Below are 18,988 nucleotides of genomic sequence, written 5' to 3'. Positions count from 1 at the left end.
CAGGATGGACAGCTTGCAAACAAGATCCCAAAGGAGTCTCAATCTGCGCTTGCCCGGAATCGGGCAGGATTCTTGCGAAACTCGCTCCCGTACCTCAGGATCTACCGGGTGCACGACGAACTTGTTGATCATCTGACGCAGTCCACGCCCCTGAGCCGGGGCGAGGCGCTGCGGGTGGTCCAGGACGTGCTCGCGTACTTCGACGAGACGACCCAGGACTTCGTCCGTCGCCGCCACCGTGAGCTCCAGGCCCAGGGCCTGGTGAACTCGGAGATCTTCGAACGGATCGAGGCGGACCTGAAATACCGGGCGGTCGCACCGCCGGAGCTGACGCTCCGGCAGCTGCGCCGCATGGTCTACGGCTGAGGAATACCTATATATGTGCGGAATTGTCGGATACATCGGGAAGCGTGATGTGGCGCCGCTGCTCCTGGAGGGCCTGCAGCGCCTGGAGTACCGCGGGTACGACTCCGCGGGCATCGTCGTCACCTCCCCGAAGACGGCCGGCCTGAAGATGGTCAAGGCCAAGGGCCGGGTGCGCGACCTGGAGGCCAAGGTCCCCGCGCGCTTCAAGGGCACCACCGGCATCGCGCACACCCGCTGGGCCACCCACGGCGCCCCCTCCGACGTCAACGCCCACCCGCACATGTCGGCCGACAACAAGGTCGCCGTCGTGCACAACGGCATCATCGACAACGCCTCCGACCTGCGCCGCAAGCTGGAGGCCGACGGCGTCGAGTTCCTCTCCGAGACCGACACCGAGGTCCTCGTCCACCTGATCGCCCGCTCCCAGGCCGAGAAGCTGGAGGACAAGGTCCGCGAGACCCTCCGGGTCGTCGAGGGCACCTACGGCATCGCGGTGATGCACGCCGACTTCTCCGACCGCATCGTGGTGGCCCGCAACGGCTCCCCGGTCGTCCTCGGCATCGGCGAGAAGGAGATGTTCGTCGCCTCCGACGTGGCCGCGCTGGTCGCCCACACCCGCCAGATAGTCACGCTGGACGACGGCGAGATGGCGACGCTGAAGGCCGACGACTTCCGCACCTACACCACCGAGGGCACCCGCACCACCGCCGAGCCCACCACCGTGGAGTGGGAGGCGGAGTCGTACGACATGGGCGGCCACGACACCTACATGCACAAGGAGATCCACGAGCAGGCGGACGCCGTGGACCGCGTGCTGCGCGGGCGCATCGACGAGCGCTTCTCCACCGTGCGCCTCGGCGGCCTCAACCTGGACGCCCGCGAGGCGCGCCGGATCCGCCGCGTGAAGATCCTCGGCTGCGGCACCTCGTACCACGCGGGCATGATCGGCGCCCAGATGATCGAGGAGCTGGCCCGCATCCCCGCCGACGCCGAGCCGGCCTCCGAGTTCCGCTACCGCAACGCGGTCGTCGACCCCGACACGCTGTACGTCGCCGTCTCCCAGTCCGGTGAGACCTACGACGTCCTCGCCGCCGTGCAGGAGCTGAAGCGCAAGGGCGCCCGCGTCCTCGGCGTGGTCAACGTGGTGGGCTCGGCGATCGCCCGCGAGGCGGACGGCGGCATCTACGTGCACGCCGGCCCCGAGGTGTGCGTGGTCTCCACGAAGTGCTTCACCAACACCACGGTCGCCTTCGCGCTCCTCGCGCTGCACCTCGGCCGCACCCGCGACCTCTCGGTCAGCGACGGGAAGCGGATCATCGAGGGCCTGCGCAAGCTGCCCGAGCAGATCACCGAGATCCTCAAGCAGGAGGACGCGGTCAAGGAGCTGGCCGAGCAGTACGCCGACGCCCGCTCGATGCTCTTCATCGGCCGCGTCCGGGGCTACCCGGTCGCCCGCGAGGCCTCCCTCAAGCTGAAGGAGGTCTCCTACATCCACGCCGAGGCCTACCCGGCCTCCGAGCTGAAGCACGGCCCGCTGGCCCTCATCGAGCCCGCCCTGCCGACGGTCGCGATCGTCCCCGACGACGACCTGCTGGAGAAGAACCGCGCCGCCCTGGAGGAGATCAAGGCCCGCAGCGGCAAGATCCTCGCGGTGGCCCACCAGCACCAGGAGAAGGCCGACCAGACGATCATCGTCCCGAAGAACGAGGACGAACTGGACCCGATCCTGATGGGCATCCCGCTCCAGCTCCTCGCCTACCACACGGCGAAGGCCCTCGGCCGGGACATCGACAAGCCGCGGAACCTCGCGAAGTCCGTGACGGTGGAGTAGCCCACCTCGACAGAACAGACCCCCACGTGTGCCACCTTTCACGTGGGGGTCTCTTCAGTGCTGCACGTTTCAGCCGGCGGCCGTCACCCCCCGGCCGGCAGCACGCCGAGGAAGTACCGTCGGCCAGTGGGCCAGCGCGGCCGTCGCCGCGTACCAGGCCACCGCGCCGGAGGCGACGGCGACCCAGCCGCCGGTCTTGGTGAGACCGGAGCTGTCGGCGAACTGGGCGACCGCCAGCACCGCCATGGCCACGAACAGCAGCCCGTTCATGAGCTGCCCGAGGCTGTCGCCGCCCGCGAGGGTCAACGAGAGCGCCACGAGGGCGAACAGAAGCAGGAACAGTCCGGCCGCGTTGGCCGAGGTGTGTGCCGCGACGGCCCAGGTGAACCACAGGGCGCCGAGGGCCGCGAAGGACGTACCGGAGGCGGTGTCACCACCGCGGAAGGCCAGCAGGCCGACCAGGAACAGGGCGACGCCGCCCACGTAGTGAGCCAGCGACACGGCGTCGGAGGCCCCCACGCCGTCGATCACGCCGGTCGTACCGAGACCGAACGCCAACAGGGTTATCCCCAGGGCGAGTCGGCCCACGACGGTGGTGCTTCCGCTTCCCGCAGAGACGTCGGTGTCCACGGCGGGCTCCCTTCATGCATGTGCTGATGCGCAGTGACCGATATATGCCCTTCACAAGGGCACAAACACCTCTACGCGCGAGTAGTTTCCCGCTGTACAAAGGGAGTTGAGAGGGAGGCCGAGGACGGCTCGGAAGGCTCGGGAGACTCAGGGAATGACGACCACGGGCCGCTGCGCGCGCTTGGCGAGCCGGCCGGCGACGGAGCCGAAGATGCGTCCGACGATCCCGTGCGTGGACCCGACGACGATCGCGTCGGCCTCGTACTCCTTGCCCACCTCTTCGAGTTCGTGGCAGATGTCCCCGCCGCGCTCGACCAGGATCCAGGGCACCTCGGCCAGATAGTCCGCGCAGGCCAGTTCCAGACCGAGCACCTCGGTGCGGTGGTCCGGGACGTCCACGAACACGGGCGGCTCGCAGCCGGCCCACACGGTGGTGGGCAGCCGGTTGGCCACATGGACGATGATCAGACCCGAGTGGGAGCGGTGGGCCATGCCGATGGCGTACGCGAGGGCACGCTCACTGGACGTGGAGCCGTCGAAGCCGACCACGACTCCGTGCCGGAAGGCGGGATCGCAGGAAGGGCGTGTCTCTTCCGCCGCCTGCGGTTCTGCCGCCGTGGGATCGGCGACCGGCCGCTTGCGGTCCGCGGGGTCGAAGAATTCGTGACCGGCCATGGCTGTCTCGGCTTGGTGATCCTTGATCGGGTTCGGGACGACAGTGTGCGACGGAGCTGTGTCCGGGAAACATCTTCCCAAGCCCATACCCCCAAGGGTACGGCGGCACGCCTCCCTGGCCCAGATACCGCGCACGCTCCGTAAGCAGCCCCCCGGACTCCCGTAGGGGTTCACCGGAGCATGCACGAGCCGCGCCCGTAACGCAATGGTTGCTGCCCCGTACAGGCGGTTTGCACGGGATTCACAGGTGCACGGCCGGTGACCGAGTGATCGAACGGGCGTTGAACGGGGTGAGCCACCGCCACAGGGAGTACCCGATGCCCCGACCGCGATCCACGACCGAGCCGCAGCCCGCACCGGACACCGCGAGCGAAGTGATCCGCTGGGCCGCCTTCAGCTGCGTCCTCGTCCCCGTGGTACTCGTCTGGTACGGCACCTCACTGGCCGGCGCCGCCGGCGCCGCGCTCGGGCTCGCCGCCGTCACCGCCGTCTGCCGGATCCTGCTCCGCCGCTCCGAGCGTTGCGCGACGCAAAGAGGCGCACGTCACACAAAAGGGCAGTCAACGGTGGACTGACCGGCGCTGCACCGGTCAACTGACCGGTTTCCGCGCCCCTGAACGCTTGTTTTCGGCCAACTTATGGATGCCCTTCAGGAGGGGTCGGAACCACCCCCCAACCCCCGTTCCACCTGCACGGACAGGGTCCAGGCGGCCCTGCGCACCCTACGCGGATTGGCCACTGCGACGAGGCGCACTTCCCTGCACGCCCCACGAGTGCAACCCTTCGTGATCGAATGCTTCACGCCAAGTTGTCATGTCGACAATGCACCGCGTGCGGAACTGGACACCCGTGCCAGCGCGGGAACCAGTAGATTCGATCTTGACTTTTTACGGCGGGGGACTCGTGCAGGACCAAGGGGAAACGTGCAGGAGCGACACAACCGAGGAGCCGCGACCACCGAGGGGGGCTTAGCAGTAATGAGCCACGACTCCACTGCCGCGCCGGAAGCCGCGGCCCGGAAACTCTCCGGGCGACGTCGCAAGGAGATCGTCGCGGTGCTGCTGTTCAGCGGCGGCCCCATCTTCGAGAGTTCCATACCACTGTCGGTGTTCGGGATCGACCGCCAGGACGCCGGCGTGCCGCGCTACCGACTGCTGGTCTGCGCGGGCGAGGAAGGCGCGCTGCGGACCACGGGCGGCCTGGAACTCACCGCGCCACATGGGCTGGAGGCGATCTCACGCGCCGGCACGGTCGTCGTACCGGCCTGGCGTTCGATCACCTCGCCGCCGCCGGAAGAGGCGCTCGACGCGCTGCGCCGAGCACACGAGGAGGGCGCCCGCATCGTCGGGCTGTGCACCGGCGCCTTCGTGCTCGCGGCGGCAGGAATGCTGGACGGCCGCCCGGCCACCACCCACTGGATGTACGCACCGACGCTGGCCAAGCGCTATCCGTCGGTGCACGTCGATCCACGGGAGCTGTTCGTCGACGACGGCGACGTCCTCACGTCGGCGGGTACGGCGGCCGGGATCGATCTCTGTCTCCACATCGTGCGGACGGACCACGGCAGCGAGGCGGCCGGCGCGCTCGCCCGGCGCCTGGTGGTCCCGCCGCGCCGCAGCGGCGGTCAGGAGCGCTACCTCGACAGGTCTTTACCAGAGGAGATCGGCGCCGACCCGCTCGCCGAGGTCGTCGCCTGGGCGCTGGAACACCTCCACGAGCAGTTCGACGTGGAGACGCTGGCGGCACGCGCCTATATGAGCCGCCGTACGTTCGACCGCCGGTTCCGTTCGCTGACCGGCAGCGCTCCGCTGCAGTGGCTGATCACCCAGCGGGTGCTGCAGGCGCAGCGGCTGCTGGAGACGTCGGACTACTCCGTGGACGAGGTCGCGGGCCGGTGCGGGTTCCGCTCGCCGGTCGCGCTGCGCGGGCACTTCCGCCGCCAGCTCGGCTCGTCCCCCGCCGCCTACCGGGCCGCCTACCGGGCCCGCCGGCCGCAGGGCGACAAGCCGGGTGACCCGGAGCCGCCCATGCACCTGTCCGGCCCGGCCGGCGCCCCCGTCGGCCTGTCCGGTCCCGGCCCGATGGGCCCCGCGCACCCGGGCCTGCACCCGGACACCGGGGTACCGATGCAGAGCCGCCGCACGCCCGCGGGCGCGGTGGGCCTGCTGCCGGGGCCACGCGCGGGCAGCTGAGCGAGGCGCGAGAGCGTGGGAAAGGGGGACGGGGCTCACACCCGCCCCCCTTCTCTTTCTCTCTTCCACTGCCTCTTCCACCCAGGTCGGCCGCATGCGAGGCCCGTACCGGGGCACCCTAAAAGCCGACGTCAGCTTTAGGGTGGTCGCATGAACGATCGCATGGTGTGGATCGACTGCGAGATGACCGGCCTCTCGCTGTCCGACGACGCTCTCATCGAGGTGGCCGCCCTCGTCACCGACTCCGAGCTGAACGTGCTCGGCGAGGGGGTGGACATCGTCATCCGCCCGCCGGACGCGGCGCTGGAGACGATGCCGGAGGTGGTGCGCCAGATGCACACCGCGTCCGGGCTGCTGGACGAGCTGGCCGGCGGCACCACGCTGGCCGACGCCGAGGAACAGGTCCTCGCCTACGTCCGCGAGCACGTCAAGGAGCCCGGCAAGGCCCCGCTGTGCGGCAACTCCGTCGGCACCGACCGCGGCTTCCTGCTGCGTGACATGCCGACCCTGGAGGACTACCTCCACTACCGGATCGTCGACGTCTCCTCCATCAAGGAGCTGGCGCGGCGCTGGTACCCGCGGACGTACTTCAACAGCCCGGAGAAGAACGGCAACCACCGCGCCCTCGCCGACATCCGCGAGTCCATCGCCGAGCTGCGCTACTACCGCGAGGCCGTCTTCGTCCCGCAGCCGGGCCCGGATTCCGACACGGCGAAGGCGATCGCCGCCAAGTACGTCCTGCCCGCTCAGTAGGGCCCGCGGGTCCGTTCGGGGGCCCGCACGAAAACCCGTGCGCGAGCACCCCTTCGGACCCTGTAGACTTCTTCTCGGCCGGTCGGGGAAACGACAAGTTCAACCGCCGGTCGTGGTGGGTGTAGCTCAGCTGGCAGAGCACCTGGTTGTGGTCCAGGATGTCGCGGGTTCAAGTCCCGTCACTCACCCTGATGATCAGCCGGTGACCGCGTCGAAAGACGGGTCACCGGCTGATTCGTTTTCCCGTAATGTCACCGCGGTGACCCCAGCCCCGCTGCTCGCCGAGCCGATCACCACCGCCCGTCTGGAGCTGCTGCCGCTCGGCGCCGAGCACGCCCCCGAGATGGCCGCCGCCCTCGCCGACCCGGCCCTGCACACTTTCATCGGCGGCACCCCCGCGACCCCCGAGGCGCTGCGCGCCCGGTACGAACGTCTCGTCGCCGGTTCCCCCGACCCGGCCGTCTCCTGGTGCAACTGGGTCCTGCGCCCGCGCGAGGCGGGGCGGCTGATCGGCACCGTGCAGGCCACCGTCACCGGGGCGGGACGGGACCTCGCCGAGATCGCCTGGGTCGTCGGCACCCCCTGGCAGGGCAACGGGTACGCCACCGAGGCGGCCCGAGGGCTCGTGGGATGGCTGCGGGAGCGCGGGGTGCGTACGGTCCTGGCGCACATCCACCCCGGCCACCACGCCTCGGCCGCCGTCGCCGGTGCGGCCGGGCTGTCCCCGACCGGGGAGGAGCAGGAGGGCGAGATCCGCTGGCGGCTCACCACCGCCGAGTGACCCCCGGCACCCGCCCTACGACGACGCCCGCGTCACCAGTTCCGCCGGCAGCACCGCCTGCCGCCGCTCCAGGCCCCGGGAGGCGGCCGGACGGCGGTCGGCGATCTCCGTCAGCAGGAGGTCGATCATCGTGCGGCCCATCTCCTCGATGGGCTGGCGGACGCTGGTCAGCGGCGGATCCATGTGGCGGGCGATGACCGAGTCGTCGTAGCCGACCAGGGCCACGTCGTCCGGGATACGGCGGCCCGCCTCGCGCAGCACCTGGCGGGCGCCGGCCGCCGTCACGTCGGAGCCGGCGAAGACCGCGTCCAGGTCGGGGTGGCGGGCGAGCAGCGCCGACATCGCCCTCCGGCCGCCCTCCTCCGTGAAGTCGCCCTCTTCGATGAGGAGTTCGTCCACCTCCCGGCCCGCCTCGCGCAGCGCGTCGCGGTAGCCGTCGACGCGGCGCTGGGCGCCGTAGACGTCCGGGCGGCCGGTGATGTGGGCGATCCTGCGGCGGCCCCGGGCCAGCAGGTGCTCCACGGCCGAGCGGGCGCCGCCGTAGTTGTCCGAGTCCACCGAGGTGAGCGTCTCTGCGGCCGAGCGAGGGCCGCTGATCACCGCCGGGATCTCCAGCTGGGCCAGCAGGTCCGGGAGCGGGTCGTCGGCGTGCACCGAGACCAGCAGGACGCCGTCGACGCGATGGGCCGCCAGATACTGGGCGAGCCGCTGCCGCTTCTGGTCGCTGCCCGCGAAGATCAGCAGCAACTGCATCTCGGTGTCGGAGAGTTCGGCCCCGACCCCGCGCAGCATGTCGGAGAAGTACGGCTCGGCGAAGAAGCGGGTCTCCGGCTCGGGGACGACGAGCGCGATGGCGTCGGTGCGGTTGGCCGCGAGGGCGCGGGCCGCGGTGTTGGGGACGTAGCCCAGCTCCGCGACGGCGGCCTCGACCGCGGCGCGGGTCGCCTCGCTGACCCGGGGCGAGCCGTTGATCACCCGCGAGACCGTGCCCCGGCCGACCCCGGCCCGGGCGGCGACCTCCTCGAGCGTGGGCCGGCCACCGCTCCGGCCCCGCGCTCCGTGGCTTGCCATGGGCTCCGCCTCTCTCCGCCGCGAATCTAGGGTCTGTCCGGCGGATCTTGCCGCAGACGCGGGGCCCATGAGGTGCCGTCGATCTCCTGCGACCTGATCCGCCGGACAGACCCTAGCTGGCCTGGAATCCAACAGTGCCGCCGAGACCCGCCTCGGCCTTTGTCACCTGCGGCCGGCCAACGACCCAACAACCGAACGCGGTTGCCGCTGTCCGCTCCCTTGACACCCCGCCGCGAACCGACGACTCTTCAACACATCACTGGTGGGAGCGCTCCCACAGTACCTGACACCTACACATCCCGCACGTTCCCCGCCCGAGCCGCCGCGCGTACGAACGGGCCCAGATGCATGCAGATGGCCGGGGGTCGGCACGTCAGGCAACAGGAGGACGCACATGCGCACGAGCATCCGCCGGTCCCAGCGGCTGATGGCCCTCGCGGCCGTAGCCGCGCTGACCACGGGGCTGCTGGCCGGCTGCGCCAAGGACTCGGACGACGGCTCGTCGGACAACCCGGGCGGCGGCGACGGAGGCGGCAAGGGCAAGATCACGCTGACCGTCGGGACGTTCGGCGTCTTCGGCTACGAGCAGGCCGGCCTCTACGACGAGTACATGAGGCTCCACCCGGACATCCGCATCAAGGAGAACGTCACCACCCGCACCGACGTGTACTGGCCGAAGGTGCTCACCCGCCTCCAGGCCGGTTCCGGCACCGACGACGTCCAGGCCATCGAGGTCGGCAACATCACCGAGGCCGTGCAGACCCAGGCCGACAAGTTCGTCGACCTCGGCAAGGACGTCGACAAGTCCCAGTGGCTGGACTGGAAGCTCGCGCAGGCCACCACCAAGGACGGAAAGACCATCGGCCTGGGGACCGACATCGGGCCCATGGCCATCTGCTACCGCAAGGACCTGTTCGCGAAGGCCGGGCTGCCCACCGACCGGACCAAGCTCGCCGAGCAGTGGAAGGGCGACTGGTCCAAGTACGTCGACCTCGGCAAGCAGTACATGCAGAAGGCGCCCAAGGGCACCAGGTTCGTGGACTCCGCCTCCTCCGTCTACAACGCGGCGGTGGGCGGCGCGAGCGAGCGGTACTACGACCAGGACGGCAACGTCGTCTGGGACAGGTCCGCGGGCGTGAAGAAGGCCTGGGACGTCGCCATGACCGCCGCCACCAGCGACATGTCGGCCAAGCTGAAGCAGTTCGACCCGACGTGGGACCAGGGCTTCGCCAACGGCACCTTCGCCTCCCTCGCCTGCCCGGCCTGGATGATCGGCTACATCGAGCAGAAGTCCGGTGACTCCGGCAAGGGCAAATGGGACGTGGCGGCGGCGCCGGCGGCGTCCAACTGGGGCGGTTCCTTCCTCGGTGTGCCGACGGCGAGCAAGCACCAGAAGGAGGCGGTCGAGCTGGCCAAGTGGCTGACCGCGCCCGCGCAGCAGGCGAAGGTGTTCGCCAAGCAGGCCAGCTTCCCGTCGACCCCGTCGGCGTACGCGAGCCTGACGCCGCAGGCCGACACCACGGCGTACTTCTCCGGCGCGCCGCTCACCCGGATCTTCTCCGACGCGGCGAAGACCATCCCCTCGCAGCCTCTCGGCCCCAAGGACAAGCCGATCGACAACGCGATCAGCGACGTCGGCATCCTCCAGGTCGAGCAGAAGGGCAAGTCGCCCGCGCAGGGCTGGGACGCCGCGTCCAAGGAGATCAAGGACGTGCTCGGCCAGTGAGCGTCTCGAAGCAGGCTCTCGCGCACCCCGCGTCGAGCGCCGAAGCCGCGCCCGGCACCCCGCCGGGCGCGGCCCGGGGCGCTCACGGTCGCGGTACGCCGGCGGGCGGCGACTCCTGGCGCAGCCGGCTGTACCGCTGGGACATGAAGGCGTCGCCGTACGCGTTCGTGGCCCCCTTCTTCGTCCTGTTCGGGGCGTTCACGCTGGTCCCGCTGCTGTACACGGCCTGGTACTCGCTGCACCACGTGCAGCTGTCGGCCCTGGACCACCAGAGCTGGGCGGGCCTGGAGAACTACCAGAACCTGTGGTCCTCGGAGTTCTTCTGGAACGCCCTGGAGAACACGTTCAGCATCGGGCTGATCTCCACCGTCCCGCAGCTGCTGGCGGCGGTCTGGCTCGCGCATCTGCTGAACTACCGGCTGCGCGGCTCGACCGTGTGGCGGGTCGTGATGCTCACCCCGTACGCCACCTCGGTGGCCGCGGCGACCCTCGTCTTCACGCTGCTGTACTCGTGGGACGGCGGCATGGTCAACTGGATCCTGCACTTCTTCGGCGTGGATCCGGTCAACTGGCGTGAGTCGGACTGGGGTTCGCAGTTCGCCGTGTCGTCCATCGTGATCTGGCGGTGGACCGGGTACAACGCGCTGATCTATCTGGCGGCCATGCAGGCGATCCCGGCCGACCTGTACGAGTCGGCGGCGATCGACGGGGCCAACCGCTGGCAGCAGTTCCGGCACGTCACGGTCCCGCAGCTGCGGCCGACGATCCTGTTCACCGTCGTCGTCTCGACCATCGGCGCCACCCAGCTCTTCGGCGAGCCGCTGCTGTTCGGCGGGGTCAGCGGCTCCAAGGGCGGCTCGGAGCACCAGTACCAGACGCTCGGCCTGTACATGTACGACCAGGGCTGGATCATCGGCAACCTCGGCAAGGCGTCCGCGATCGCCTGGTCGATGTTCCTGATCCTGCTGATCATCGCCGCGGTCAATCTGCTGCTCACCCGACGGCTGAGGAAGTCCCCATGACGACCAGTGAACTGACGCTGCCCGCGACGAAGGGGAAGCGTCGCCCGCGGATGACCGGCGCGGGCAAGCAGCTGCACGCGGGCCCGGTGACGTACGTCGTGCTGACCGTCTTCGCGCTGGTCTCGCTGGCCCCGCTGGTGTGGACGGCGATCGCGGCCTCGCGCACCGACCGGCGGCTCGCCCAGACCCCGCCGCCGCTGTGGTTCGGCGGAAACCTGTTCAAGAACCTCCAGACGGCCTGGGACCAGGCCGGGCTCGGCACCGCGATGTTCAACTCGGTGCTCGTCGCGGGCACGATCACGGTGAGCACGGTGCTGTTCTCCACGCTGGCCGGGTTCGCCTTCGCCAAGCTGCGCTTCCGCTTCTCCGGCCTGCTGTTGCTGCTGACGATCGGCACGATGATGATCCCGCCGCAGCTCGCCGTCGTACCGCTGTACCTGTGGATGTCGGACCTCGGCTGGTCGAACCAGCTGCAGACGGTCGTCCTGCCGAGCCTCGTCACCGCCTTCGGCACGTTCTTCATGCGGCAGTACCTGGTGCAGGCGCTGCCGTCGGAGCTGATCGAGGCGGCCCGGGTGGACGGGGCGAGCAGCCTCCGGGTCGTCTGGCACGTGGTCTTCCCCGCCGCACGGCCCGCGATGGCCGTGCTCGGGCTGCTGACCTTCGTGTTCGCCTGGAACGACTTCCTGTGGCCGATCATCGCCCTGAACCAGCAGAACCCGACCGTGCAGGTGGCCCTGAACTCGCTCGGCACCGGTTATGTCCCGGACCAGGCGGTCATCATGGCGGGCGCCCTGCTCGGCACGCTGCCGCTGCTCCTCGCCTTCCTGCTGTTCGGCAAGCAGATCGTGGGCGGGATCATGCAGGGCGCGATCAAGGGCTGACACCCCCCTCATTCACTTCGCCGGTCTCCTACGACCCCTATGGGAGCGCTTCCATGCCTGACTCCGTTTCCTCCGTCACGTTTCCGCCCGCCTTTCTCTGGGGCGCGGCCACCTCCGCGTACCAGATCGAGGGGGCGGTGCGGGAGGACGGCCGTACCCCCTCCATCTGGGACACCTTCAGCCATACGCCGGGCAGGACGGCCGGCGGGGAGACCGGTGACATCGCCGTCGACCACTACCACCGGTACCGCGACGACGTGGCGCTCATGGCGGAGCTGGGCCTGAACACGTACCGGTTCTCGGTCTCCTGGCCGCGGGTGCAGCCGACGGGCCGGGGGCCCGCGGTCCAGGTGGGCCTGGACTTCTACCGGCGCCTGGTGGACGAACTCCTCGCCCACGGCATCAAGCCGGCCCTCACCCTCTACCACTGGGACCTGCCGCAGGAGCTGGAGGACGCGGGCGGCTGGCCGGAGCGGGACACCGCCGCGCGGTTCGCGGAGTACGCGCAGCTCGTCGGCGAGGCGCTGGGCGACCGGGTGGAGCACTGGATCACCCTCAACGAGCCCTGGTGCAGCGCGTTTCTCGGCTACGGCTCCGGTGTGCACGCGCCCGGCCGCACCGACCCGGTGGCCGCCCTGCGCGCCGCCCACCACCTCAACCTCGGGCACGGGCTGGCGGCTTCGGCCCTGCGCGCGGCACTTCCGGCCCGCGGCCAGATCGGGATCAGTCTCAACTCCGCGGTTGTACGGCCCCTTTCGCAGGACCCGGCCGATCTGGCCGCGGCCCGCCGGATCGACGACCTGGCCAACGGGATCTTCCACGGCCCGCTGCTGCGCGGGGCGTACCCGCAGACGCTGCTGCGCTCGACGGCAGCGCTGACCGACTGGTCGTACGTCCTCGACGGCGACCTGCGCACGATCCACGCGCCGCTGGACGCGCTGGGCCTGAACTACTACACGCCGGCGCTGGTGTCCGCCGCGTCCGGGGAGGTCAAGGGCCCGCGGGCGGACGGACACGGGGCGAGCGCGCACTCGCCCTGGCCGGGCGCCGACGACGTCCTGTTCCACCAGACGCCGGGTGAGCGCACGGAGATGGGCTGGACGATCGACCCGACGGGCCTGCACGAGCTGATCATGCGGTACACCCGGGAGGCACCCGGCCTGCCGCTGTACGTCACGGAGAACGGCGCGGCCTACGACGACAAGCCCGACCCGGACGGCCGGGTGCACGACCCCGAGCGCATCGCCTACCTGCACGGCCATCTCTCGGAGGTCCGCCGGGCCATCGCGGACGGCGCCGATGTGCGCGGCTACTACCTGTGGTCCCTGATGGACAACTTCGAGTGGGCGTACGGCTACGGCAAGCGGTTCGGGGCGGTGTACGTCGACTACGCCACGCAGGCGCGGACACCGAAGTCGAGCGCCCGCTGGTACGGCGAGGCGGCGCGGACGGGGACGTTGCCGGCGGTGACGGCCGGCTAGCAGGAACCGGCCCGCGGGCGGGCGCGGCACCCTGGGGGAGTGCCGCGCCCGTCCGGTCAGGAGCCGAACAGCTCGGTCATCTCGGTGATCTTGCCGTCGCTGCCCACAGCGATGTCGAAGAAGTTCTCGCCGTAGCAGTCGCTGGTGTCGGCCTTCTTCTCGGAGGTCTCCTGCGCGTAGCCGTTGACGCAGATGCGGATGTGCTCCAGGCCACCCTTGGCGGCGGTCATCTTCGCCGGGCCCTTCTCCTTCACGTGCAGGACCGTGATGGGGGTGTCACCGGACTCGACGAGGTACTCGTGCTCCTTGCCGTTCGCCTCGTAGAAGGCGCCCTCGTCGGGGTTGCAGTTCTGCGTGGCGTCCTTGACGGTGAGCGTGTTCATGGCGCCGGAGACGCTCTCGACCAGGACGTACTTGTGGCCCGGAGCGAGGGTGTGGCAGGCGCTCTTGGCGCTGGGGCTCGCCTTGGCGCTGGGGCTCGCCTTGCCGCCGGGGCTCGTGGAGGCGGCGGGCGCACCGGCGGTGGAGCTCGCGGAGGCCGAGGCGGCGGGAGGGGTGCTGGCGCCGTCGGCGGCGCCGTCGTCGCCGGGCTGGCAGGCGGTCAGGGTGAGTGCGGCGCAGCCCAGTACGGCGGTCACAAGGGCATGGCGGATGGACGGCATTGTTCCCCCGAAAATAGCGGCCCGGGGCGCGAACGGCCCGGGTGATGACAGATGAAGCGGGCCGAAGATCAACCCGGGCCGGAACTATATAGGCATGATCATGCCCAGTCAGAATGGGGCTCGCCGCGCCTGCACTCCTACTTGTACGCCCCGAACGCCTTCGAGAAGGCGGACTTGTCCTGGACGATCGAGCTGCACGTGGGGTCGGCGTAGCTCTTCGCGCCGCCGTCGCACTGCTTGTCGCGGGTGGCGGACCACATGGACAGGCCGCCGAGGCCCTTGGACTTGGCGAAGTTCACCAGCTGGGTGGCGTCGTCCACCTTGAAGACCTCGGCGGAGACGTCGTTGACGCCGATCATCGGGGTCACCGCCACGGCCTTCCAGGCGGCGGAGTCGGACAGCCCCAGCACGCTCTTGACCTGCGCCTGGGTGGCGGTGGCGGCCTGCTGGGCGTAGTCGCCCATGTCGCCGTTGTACGAGGCGCCGTAGTCCATCGCCATGATGTTGACGGTGCCGGTCTTCACCCCGTTCGCCTTGGCGTTGGCAAGGAGGTTCACGCCGTCCTGGGTCAGGCCCTCGGGCATCACCGGGAGGGTGAAGGAGACGTCCAGGCCCGGGTGCTGGGCCTGGAGCTTGGCGATGGCCTGCGCGCGGCGGGTGTTGGCGGCCGTGTTGGGCAGCGCGCCGCCCTCGACGTCGAAGTCGACCTTGGTGAGCTTGAAGGCGTCGACGACCTTGCCGTACGCCGCCGCCAGCGCGTCCGCCGAGGAGCAGGTGGTGGCCAGCTCGGAGCCGGAGGCGCCGCCGAAGGAGACCCGGACGTCGCCGCCCTTGGCGCGCAGGGAGCCGATCTGGGCGGCCACGCCGTCGCTGTTCAGGTCGGTGACACCGCCCCACTTGGGGGTGCAGCTCCCGCCGTCGGTGATGAAGGCGAGGTTGTAGTTCTTCACGCCGGTCGCGTCCGCGGCGGCGAGCAGGTCGAAGGCCGGGTAGAGGGAGGTGTCGACGTACGGGGCGAAGCCGGCGGAGGCGGTGCTGCCGCTGCCGGTGCCCGTGCTCTGGGAGGGCGTCGGGGTGGGGGTGGCGGTCGGGGTCGGCGACTGGGTCGCGGTCCGGGTCGGACTCGGGCTCGGGCTCGGCGACTGGGTCTGGGTCGGTCGCCCGCTGGGCTCGGGGGTGGCGCCGCCGTCCGCTGAACACTGGCTGCCGTCGATACGGCAACCCGTCGGATCGCCGCTGCCGTTGACGACGAAGCCAACGGTCACCGACTTGCCCGGGGCGAGGCCGTCCGTGTCCCAGGTCGCGGGCTTCACGGTGACATGCTGACCGCTGACGCTCGACTCGCCGTTCCACAGGGAGCTGAGCTTGGTGCCCGACGGGAGGTCGAACTCCAGCGTCCAGGTCTTCTCCGTCTCGCCGCTGTTGTTGGTGACGACGTACTGCGCGGTGTAGCCCGACGACCAGTCGCTGGTCTTGGTGTACGCGGCGTTCACCCCGGCCGCGTGCGCGGTGCCGGTGAGCAGGACCGCGCCACCACCGACCACGGCGGCGGCCACCAGGCCGCCTATCGCCTTGTTCCTGCCACTGATCCTGCGCCGGTGCGTACTCATGCGCGTGCCTGCCTTCGCTGCTCACGGGGTGGGGTGCGGCAGCACGCTAGCGATCCGGAACCGGACAAAAGGCCTGACAGGGACGGTGATCGGGGTTCTTGAGCTGCGCTTAAGGAAGGGATCGGGGACGGTTAAAGGTCGAGACCACCTTGCGCGATCGTCTCCGGCGTACGGCCCCCCGGTGCCCCCTGCCCTCCGGCTTCCGCCCGTCCAGCTGGAACCAGATCCGCACCTCGGTGCCGCCCAGTACGGAGGCGCCGATGCGGACGTCACCGCCGGTGGACTCGGCGAGGCGGCGGACGATGTCGAGGCCGAGGCCGGTCGAACCGTCGCTGCCGGAGCCGCGGCCCCGGGCCATCGCCGCCTCGGGGTCTGGTATGCCGGGGCCCGCGTCGGAGACCAGCACGATCACCGCGTCCTCCCCGTTGTGCACGTCGACCGCGAAGGCGGTGCCCTCGGCGGTGTGCCGGAAGACGTTGCCGAGCAGGGCGTCGAGCGCGGCGGCCAGGTCGGCGCGGGCCACCGGTATGCGCACCGGGCGGTCGACGCCGGCCACCCGCCACTTGCGGCTCTCGTCCTCGGCGAGCGCGGACCAGAACTCCATGCGCTCACGGACCACTTCGGCCGCGTCGCACCCGGCGCCGGGCCCGGCCGCGGCGGTCTGCGGCTTGGCCTCCCGGGCCGTACGGATGATCGTGTCCACCTCCCGCTCCAGCTGGGCCACCGCCGCCCGGGTCTGCTCGGCGACCGGACCGGCGCCGAGGGAGGCCGCGTTCAGCCGGAGCACGGTCAGCGGGGTGCGCAGGCGGTGGGAGAGGTCCGCGGCCAGCTCGCGTTCGTTGGCGAGGAGCTGGACGACCTGGTCGGCCATGGAGTTGAACGCGACCGCCGCGAGCCGCAGTTCGGTCGGCCCGTCCTCCGGCACCCGGGCGCCCAGCCTGCCCTCGCCCAGCTCGTGCGCGCCCTCGACCAGCCGCCGCGCGGGCCGCACCATGCGCACCCCGAGCCGGTCGGCGACCGCGACCGAGCCGACGATCAGCGCGAGACCGACGGCGGCGAGCACCGCCCAGGCCGTGCCCACGCCGTGGGTCACCTCGGACTCGGGGACGTACACCTCGACCACCGCGATCGACCCGGAGCCGAGCGCGACCGGCTGGAGCAGCGTGGAACCGCCGGCGACGGACGTGGTGGAGGCGCGGCCGAGTCTGCGCACGGTCTGGATGTCGCGGCCGGCGGCGCGCTGCCGGCCGAGGTCGAGCGCGGCCCGGCCGCCGTCGGCGGGCAGGTGCAGGGCCATCCCGGAGTCGGCACCGGCGGAGGCGACCACCCGCTCCAGCTGGTCCCGGTCGGTGGTGATGGACAGCGCGGGGGCCACCGCGGCGGCCTGCCGCTCGGCGTTGGAGAAGGCCCGGTCGCGGGCCATCTCCCGGACGACCAGGCCGAGCGGGACGGCGAAGGCGACCACGACCATCGTGGTGACCGCCAGGCAGACCTTGACCAGGGCCCATCTCATCGCGGCCCCTCCCCGTCCGCAGGAGGTTCGAGCTTCACCCCGACCCCGCGCAGGGTGTGCAGATAGCGGGGCCGGGCGGCCGTCTCCCCCAGTTTCCGGCGCAGCCAGGACAGATGGACGTCGATGGTCTGGTCGTCGCCGTACGACTGCTGCCAGACCTCGGCGAGGAGTTCCTTGCGCGCGACGACCACTCCGGGGCGGCCGGCGAGGAAGGCGAGCAGGTCGAACTCGCGGCGGGTGAGGTCGAGCCGGACGCCGTCCAGTTCGGCCTGGCGGCGCTGCGGGTCGACCGTCAGGCCGCCGACGCGGAGCACCGACGAGGGCGGGGCCTCACCTGCACCGGAGCGGGCCCGGCGCAGTACGGCCGCGATGCGCGCGGACAGGTGCGCGACGGAGAACGGCTTGGTCAGGTAGTCGTCCGCCCCGGCGTTCAACAGCCGCACGATCTCGGCCTCGTCGTCCCGGGCGGTGGCGATGATGACGGGCACGTCGGTGAGGCCGCGCAGCATCTTCAGGGCCTCGGAGCCGTCCAGGTCGGGCAGTCCGAGGTCCAGGATGACGACGTCGAAACGGAAATGGGCGACCTCGCGCAGCGCCTCCAGTGCCGTACCGACGCTGCGCACGGTGTGGGCGGCGTCGGTCAGATGCCGGATGAGCGCCGAGCGGACGAACTGGTCGTCCTCGACCACGAGCACACTTGCCATGCGCCGCACCGTACGCCATGCGGGCGATACGGATCCGGCGCCTGTGGACAAGTCCAGTCTTGTGGACAACTCATGGAAGACGAGCGGGACACGGGCGGGACACCTGGGGCAGGATGGCCCGCGATGCGCAGAGGACTCGTACACGTACTGGCGTGGCTGCTGGCGACCGGAGCGGCCGTCACGCTGTCGTGGTGGGGTGTGCACACGGTGCTGGCGGGGACGGTGTACGACCCGCCGCGTGCCCTTCCGGTCACGGCGGCCGACGCGACCGCACAGGGTTCGAAGGCGCTGGCGTCACCGACGCCGACTCCCCCCGCCCCGAGCCGGTCCGTCCACCGGTCGGCTTCGGCCACGCCCACCCCGTCGTGGACGCCCACGCGCACCCCGTCTCCGTCCCCCACCGCCGCTGACTCCGCGTCCGGCTCGGGCCGGATCAAGGCCTACGACACCGACGGTGGCCGGGCCGTCTTCGACCTGGGGCCCGCCGACGCCACGCTGGTCTCGGCGACGCCGGGGGCCGGCTGGTCGATGCAGGTGTGGAAGACGGAGTCGTGGATCCGGGTGGAGTTCAGCAGGAGCACGGACCGTGTGTCGGTGTTCTGCACCTGGCACGACGGCCCGCCGCACGTGGAGGTCGAGACGTACTGACGCCCGCTTCGGATCGGCGGGCGTCAGGGCACGTCAGTGAAGGTCAGGAGAGGTCGAGGGGCATCAGGATGCGCAGACGACGTAGATGCTGCCGCTCGCCGCTCCGCCGGTGGCCCGCTGCCGGATGTCGCCCTTCCAGCCGACCGGCTTGCCGGCGGAGTTCTTGATCGGCTCGGTGCGCGAGACGTACATGCTGTTCGGCCAGTCGACGCCGACGCCGCCGCCGGTGGCCGTCCAGCCGGACGGGCAGGAGATCGTGGTGGCGCCGGTCGTGAAGTACTTCGATCTGACGACGGAGTTGGTGACCGCGGCATCGGCCGGGGACGAGGTGAACGAGTTGAACGCGACCAGGGCGAGAAGGACCGCGGCGACCGCGCCAAGGGCGTAGGCGGTCCGTCGGACAGCAGCGCTCATGACCGTTTCCTTCCGGTGTGATGGG

Annotated in this window: 19 protein-coding genes and 1 tRNA gene; 12 read left to right on the top strand and 8 right to left on the bottom strand. The window is 70.7% G+C overall.

All coding sequences use genetic code 11. The features are described from left to right. Positions 1-108 precede the first annotated feature (108 nt). Together ACWD3E_RS01165 and glmS are read left to right on the top strand one after the other, a co-directional pair. Positions 109-366, top strand: coding sequence for a hypothetical protein (locus ACWD3E_RS01165; RefSeq protein ID WP_451350429.1), 258 nt, complete (start codon positions 109-111; stop codon positions 364-366). Positions 367-379: 13 nt separating this feature from the next. Continuing rightward, on the top strand, positions 380-2,197 hold the full coding sequence (gene glmS, locus ACWD3E_RS01160) for a glutamine--fructose-6-phosphate transaminase (isomerizing) (RefSeq protein WP_451385450.1): 1,818 nt from the start codon (positions 380-382) through the stop codon (positions 2,195-2,197). Between the two features lie 69 nt (positions 2,198-2,266). Here the strand turns inward: glmS and ACWD3E_RS01155 are convergent, their stop codons facing one another. Both ACWD3E_RS01155 and ACWD3E_RS01150 read right to left on the bottom strand, forming a co-directional pair. After that, positions 2,267-2,827: a GPR1/FUN34/YaaH family transporter gene (locus ACWD3E_RS01155; protein WP_451385449.1), complete on the bottom strand. Its 561-nt coding sequence runs from the start codon at positions 2,825-2,827 to the stop codon at positions 2,267-2,269. 147 nt (positions 2,828-2,974) lie between these two features. Beyond that, positions 2,975-3,502: a universal stress protein gene (locus ACWD3E_RS01150; RefSeq protein ID WP_451350228.1), complete on the bottom strand. Its 528-nt coding sequence runs from the start codon at positions 3,500-3,502 to the stop codon at positions 2,975-2,977. Between the two features lie 317 nt (positions 3,503-3,819). On the opposite strand from ACWD3E_RS01150, the gene ACWD3E_RS01145 reads away from it, so the two are divergent. The 5 genes from ACWD3E_RS01145 to ACWD3E_RS01125 all read left to right on the top strand — a co-directional run bounded on the left by ACWD3E_RS01145 (position 3,820) and on the right by ACWD3E_RS01125 (position 7,228). After that, the gene (locus tag ACWD3E_RS01145) at positions 3,820-4,077 is read left to right on the top strand and encodes a hypothetical protein (RefSeq protein ID WP_451385448.1); all 258 of its coding nucleotides are present in this window, start codon (positions 3,820-3,822) and stop codon (positions 4,075-4,077) included. A 402-nt stretch (positions 4,078-4,479) separates the two neighbouring features. Next, on the top strand, positions 4,480-5,694 hold the full coding sequence (locus ACWD3E_RS01140) for a helix-turn-helix domain-containing protein (protein WP_451385447.1): 1,215 nt from the start codon (positions 4,480-4,482) through the stop codon (positions 5,692-5,694). Positions 5,695-5,844: 150 nt separating this feature from the next. Further along, complete coding sequence (gene orn / locus ACWD3E_RS01135) at positions 5,845-6,447, top strand: oligoribonuclease (protein ID WP_451385446.1); 603 nt, start codon at positions 5,845-5,847, stop codon at positions 6,445-6,447. Positions 6,448-6,562: 115 nt separating this feature from the next. After that, positions 6,563-6,635 (top strand) — tRNA-His (locus tag ACWD3E_RS01130). A 71-nt stretch (positions 6,636-6,706) separates the two neighbouring features. Beyond that, positions 6,707-7,228, top strand: coding sequence for a GNAT family N-acetyltransferase (locus ACWD3E_RS01125; RefSeq protein WP_451385445.1), 522 nt, complete (start codon positions 6,707-6,709; stop codon positions 7,226-7,228). Between the two features lie 15 nt (positions 7,229-7,243). On the opposite strand, the gene ACWD3E_RS01120 is transcribed toward ACWD3E_RS01125, so the two are convergent. Continuing rightward, a complete protein-coding gene (locus ACWD3E_RS01120; protein WP_451385444.1) occupies positions 7,244-8,299 on the bottom strand; it encodes a LacI family DNA-binding transcriptional regulator in 1,056 nt (351 codons plus the stop codon). 394 nt (positions 8,300-8,693) lie between these two features. Here ACWD3E_RS01120 and ACWD3E_RS01115 point away from each other — a divergent pair, with 394 nt between their 5' ends. Genes ACWD3E_RS01115 through ACWD3E_RS01100 form a run of 4 tightly spaced genes read left to right on the top strand, consistent with a single transcriptional unit; the run spans position 8,694 to position 13,412 of the window. Further along, a complete protein-coding gene (locus ACWD3E_RS01115; RefSeq protein WP_451385443.1) occupies positions 8,694-10,025 on the top strand; it encodes an ABC transporter substrate-binding protein in 1,332 nt (443 codons plus the stop codon). Then, positions 10,022-11,047 carry a carbohydrate ABC transporter permease gene (locus ACWD3E_RS01110; protein WP_451385442.1) on the top strand — a complete coding sequence of 342 codons (1,026 nt, stop codon included), beginning with the start codon at positions 10,022-10,024 and terminating at the stop codon, positions 11,045-11,047. The genes ACWD3E_RS01115 and ACWD3E_RS01110 overlap by 4 nt, the downstream gene beginning before the upstream one ends. Beyond that, positions 11,044-11,931 (top strand): carbohydrate ABC transporter permease, encoded by an 888-nt coding sequence (locus ACWD3E_RS01105; RefSeq protein WP_451385441.1) that lies wholly within the window; start codon positions 11,044-11,046, stop codon positions 11,929-11,931. The genes ACWD3E_RS01110 and ACWD3E_RS01105 overlap by 4 nt, the downstream gene beginning before the upstream one ends. 53 nt (positions 11,932-11,984) lie before the next feature. After that, a complete protein-coding gene (locus ACWD3E_RS01100; protein WP_451385440.1) occupies positions 11,985-13,412 on the top strand; it encodes a GH1 family beta-glucosidase in 1,428 nt (475 codons plus the stop codon). A 56-nt stretch (positions 13,413-13,468) separates the two neighbouring features. Here ACWD3E_RS01100 and ACWD3E_RS01095 read toward each other — a convergent pair whose 3' ends face one another. From ACWD3E_RS01095 to ACWD3E_RS01080, 4 genes are all read right to left on the bottom strand, one after another. Beyond that, on the bottom strand, positions 13,469-14,050 hold the full coding sequence (locus tag ACWD3E_RS01095; protein ID WP_451385439.1) for a hypothetical protein: 582 nt from the start codon (positions 14,048-14,050) through the stop codon (positions 13,469-13,471). A 161-nt stretch (positions 14,051-14,211) separates the two neighbouring features. Further along, complete coding sequence (locus ACWD3E_RS01090; protein WP_451385438.1) at positions 14,212-15,684, bottom strand: glycoside hydrolase family 18 protein; 1,473 nt, start codon at positions 15,682-15,684, stop codon at positions 14,212-14,214. 109 nt (positions 15,685-15,793) lie between these two features. Next, complete coding sequence (locus tag ACWD3E_RS01085) at positions 15,794-17,197, bottom strand: sensor histidine kinase (protein ID WP_451385437.1); 1,404 nt, start codon at positions 17,195-17,197, stop codon at positions 15,794-15,796. Further along, complete coding sequence (locus ACWD3E_RS01080; protein ID WP_451385436.1) at positions 17,194-17,901, bottom strand: response regulator transcription factor; 708 nt, start codon at positions 17,899-17,901, stop codon at positions 17,194-17,196. The genes ACWD3E_RS01085 and ACWD3E_RS01080 overlap by 4 nt, the downstream gene beginning before the upstream one ends. Before the next feature lie 123 nt (positions 17,902-18,024). Between ACWD3E_RS01080 and ACWD3E_RS01075 the strand changes: the two genes are divergently transcribed. Further along, positions 18,025-18,549 (top strand): hypothetical protein, encoded by a 525-nt coding sequence (locus ACWD3E_RS01075; protein ID WP_451385435.1) that lies wholly within the window; start codon positions 18,025-18,027, stop codon positions 18,547-18,549. Positions 18,550-18,612: 63 nt separating this feature from the next. On the opposite strand, the gene ACWD3E_RS01070 is transcribed toward ACWD3E_RS01075, so the two are convergent. After that, positions 18,613-18,963, bottom strand: coding sequence for a hypothetical protein (locus tag ACWD3E_RS01070; protein ID WP_451385434.1), 351 nt, complete (start codon positions 18,961-18,963; stop codon positions 18,613-18,615). Positions 18,964-18,988: the final 25 nt, after the last annotated feature.

Source organism: Streptomyces sp. NPDC002676, assembly GCF_053592455.1.
This window is presented reverse-complemented; position numbering and strand designations above follow the sequence as displayed.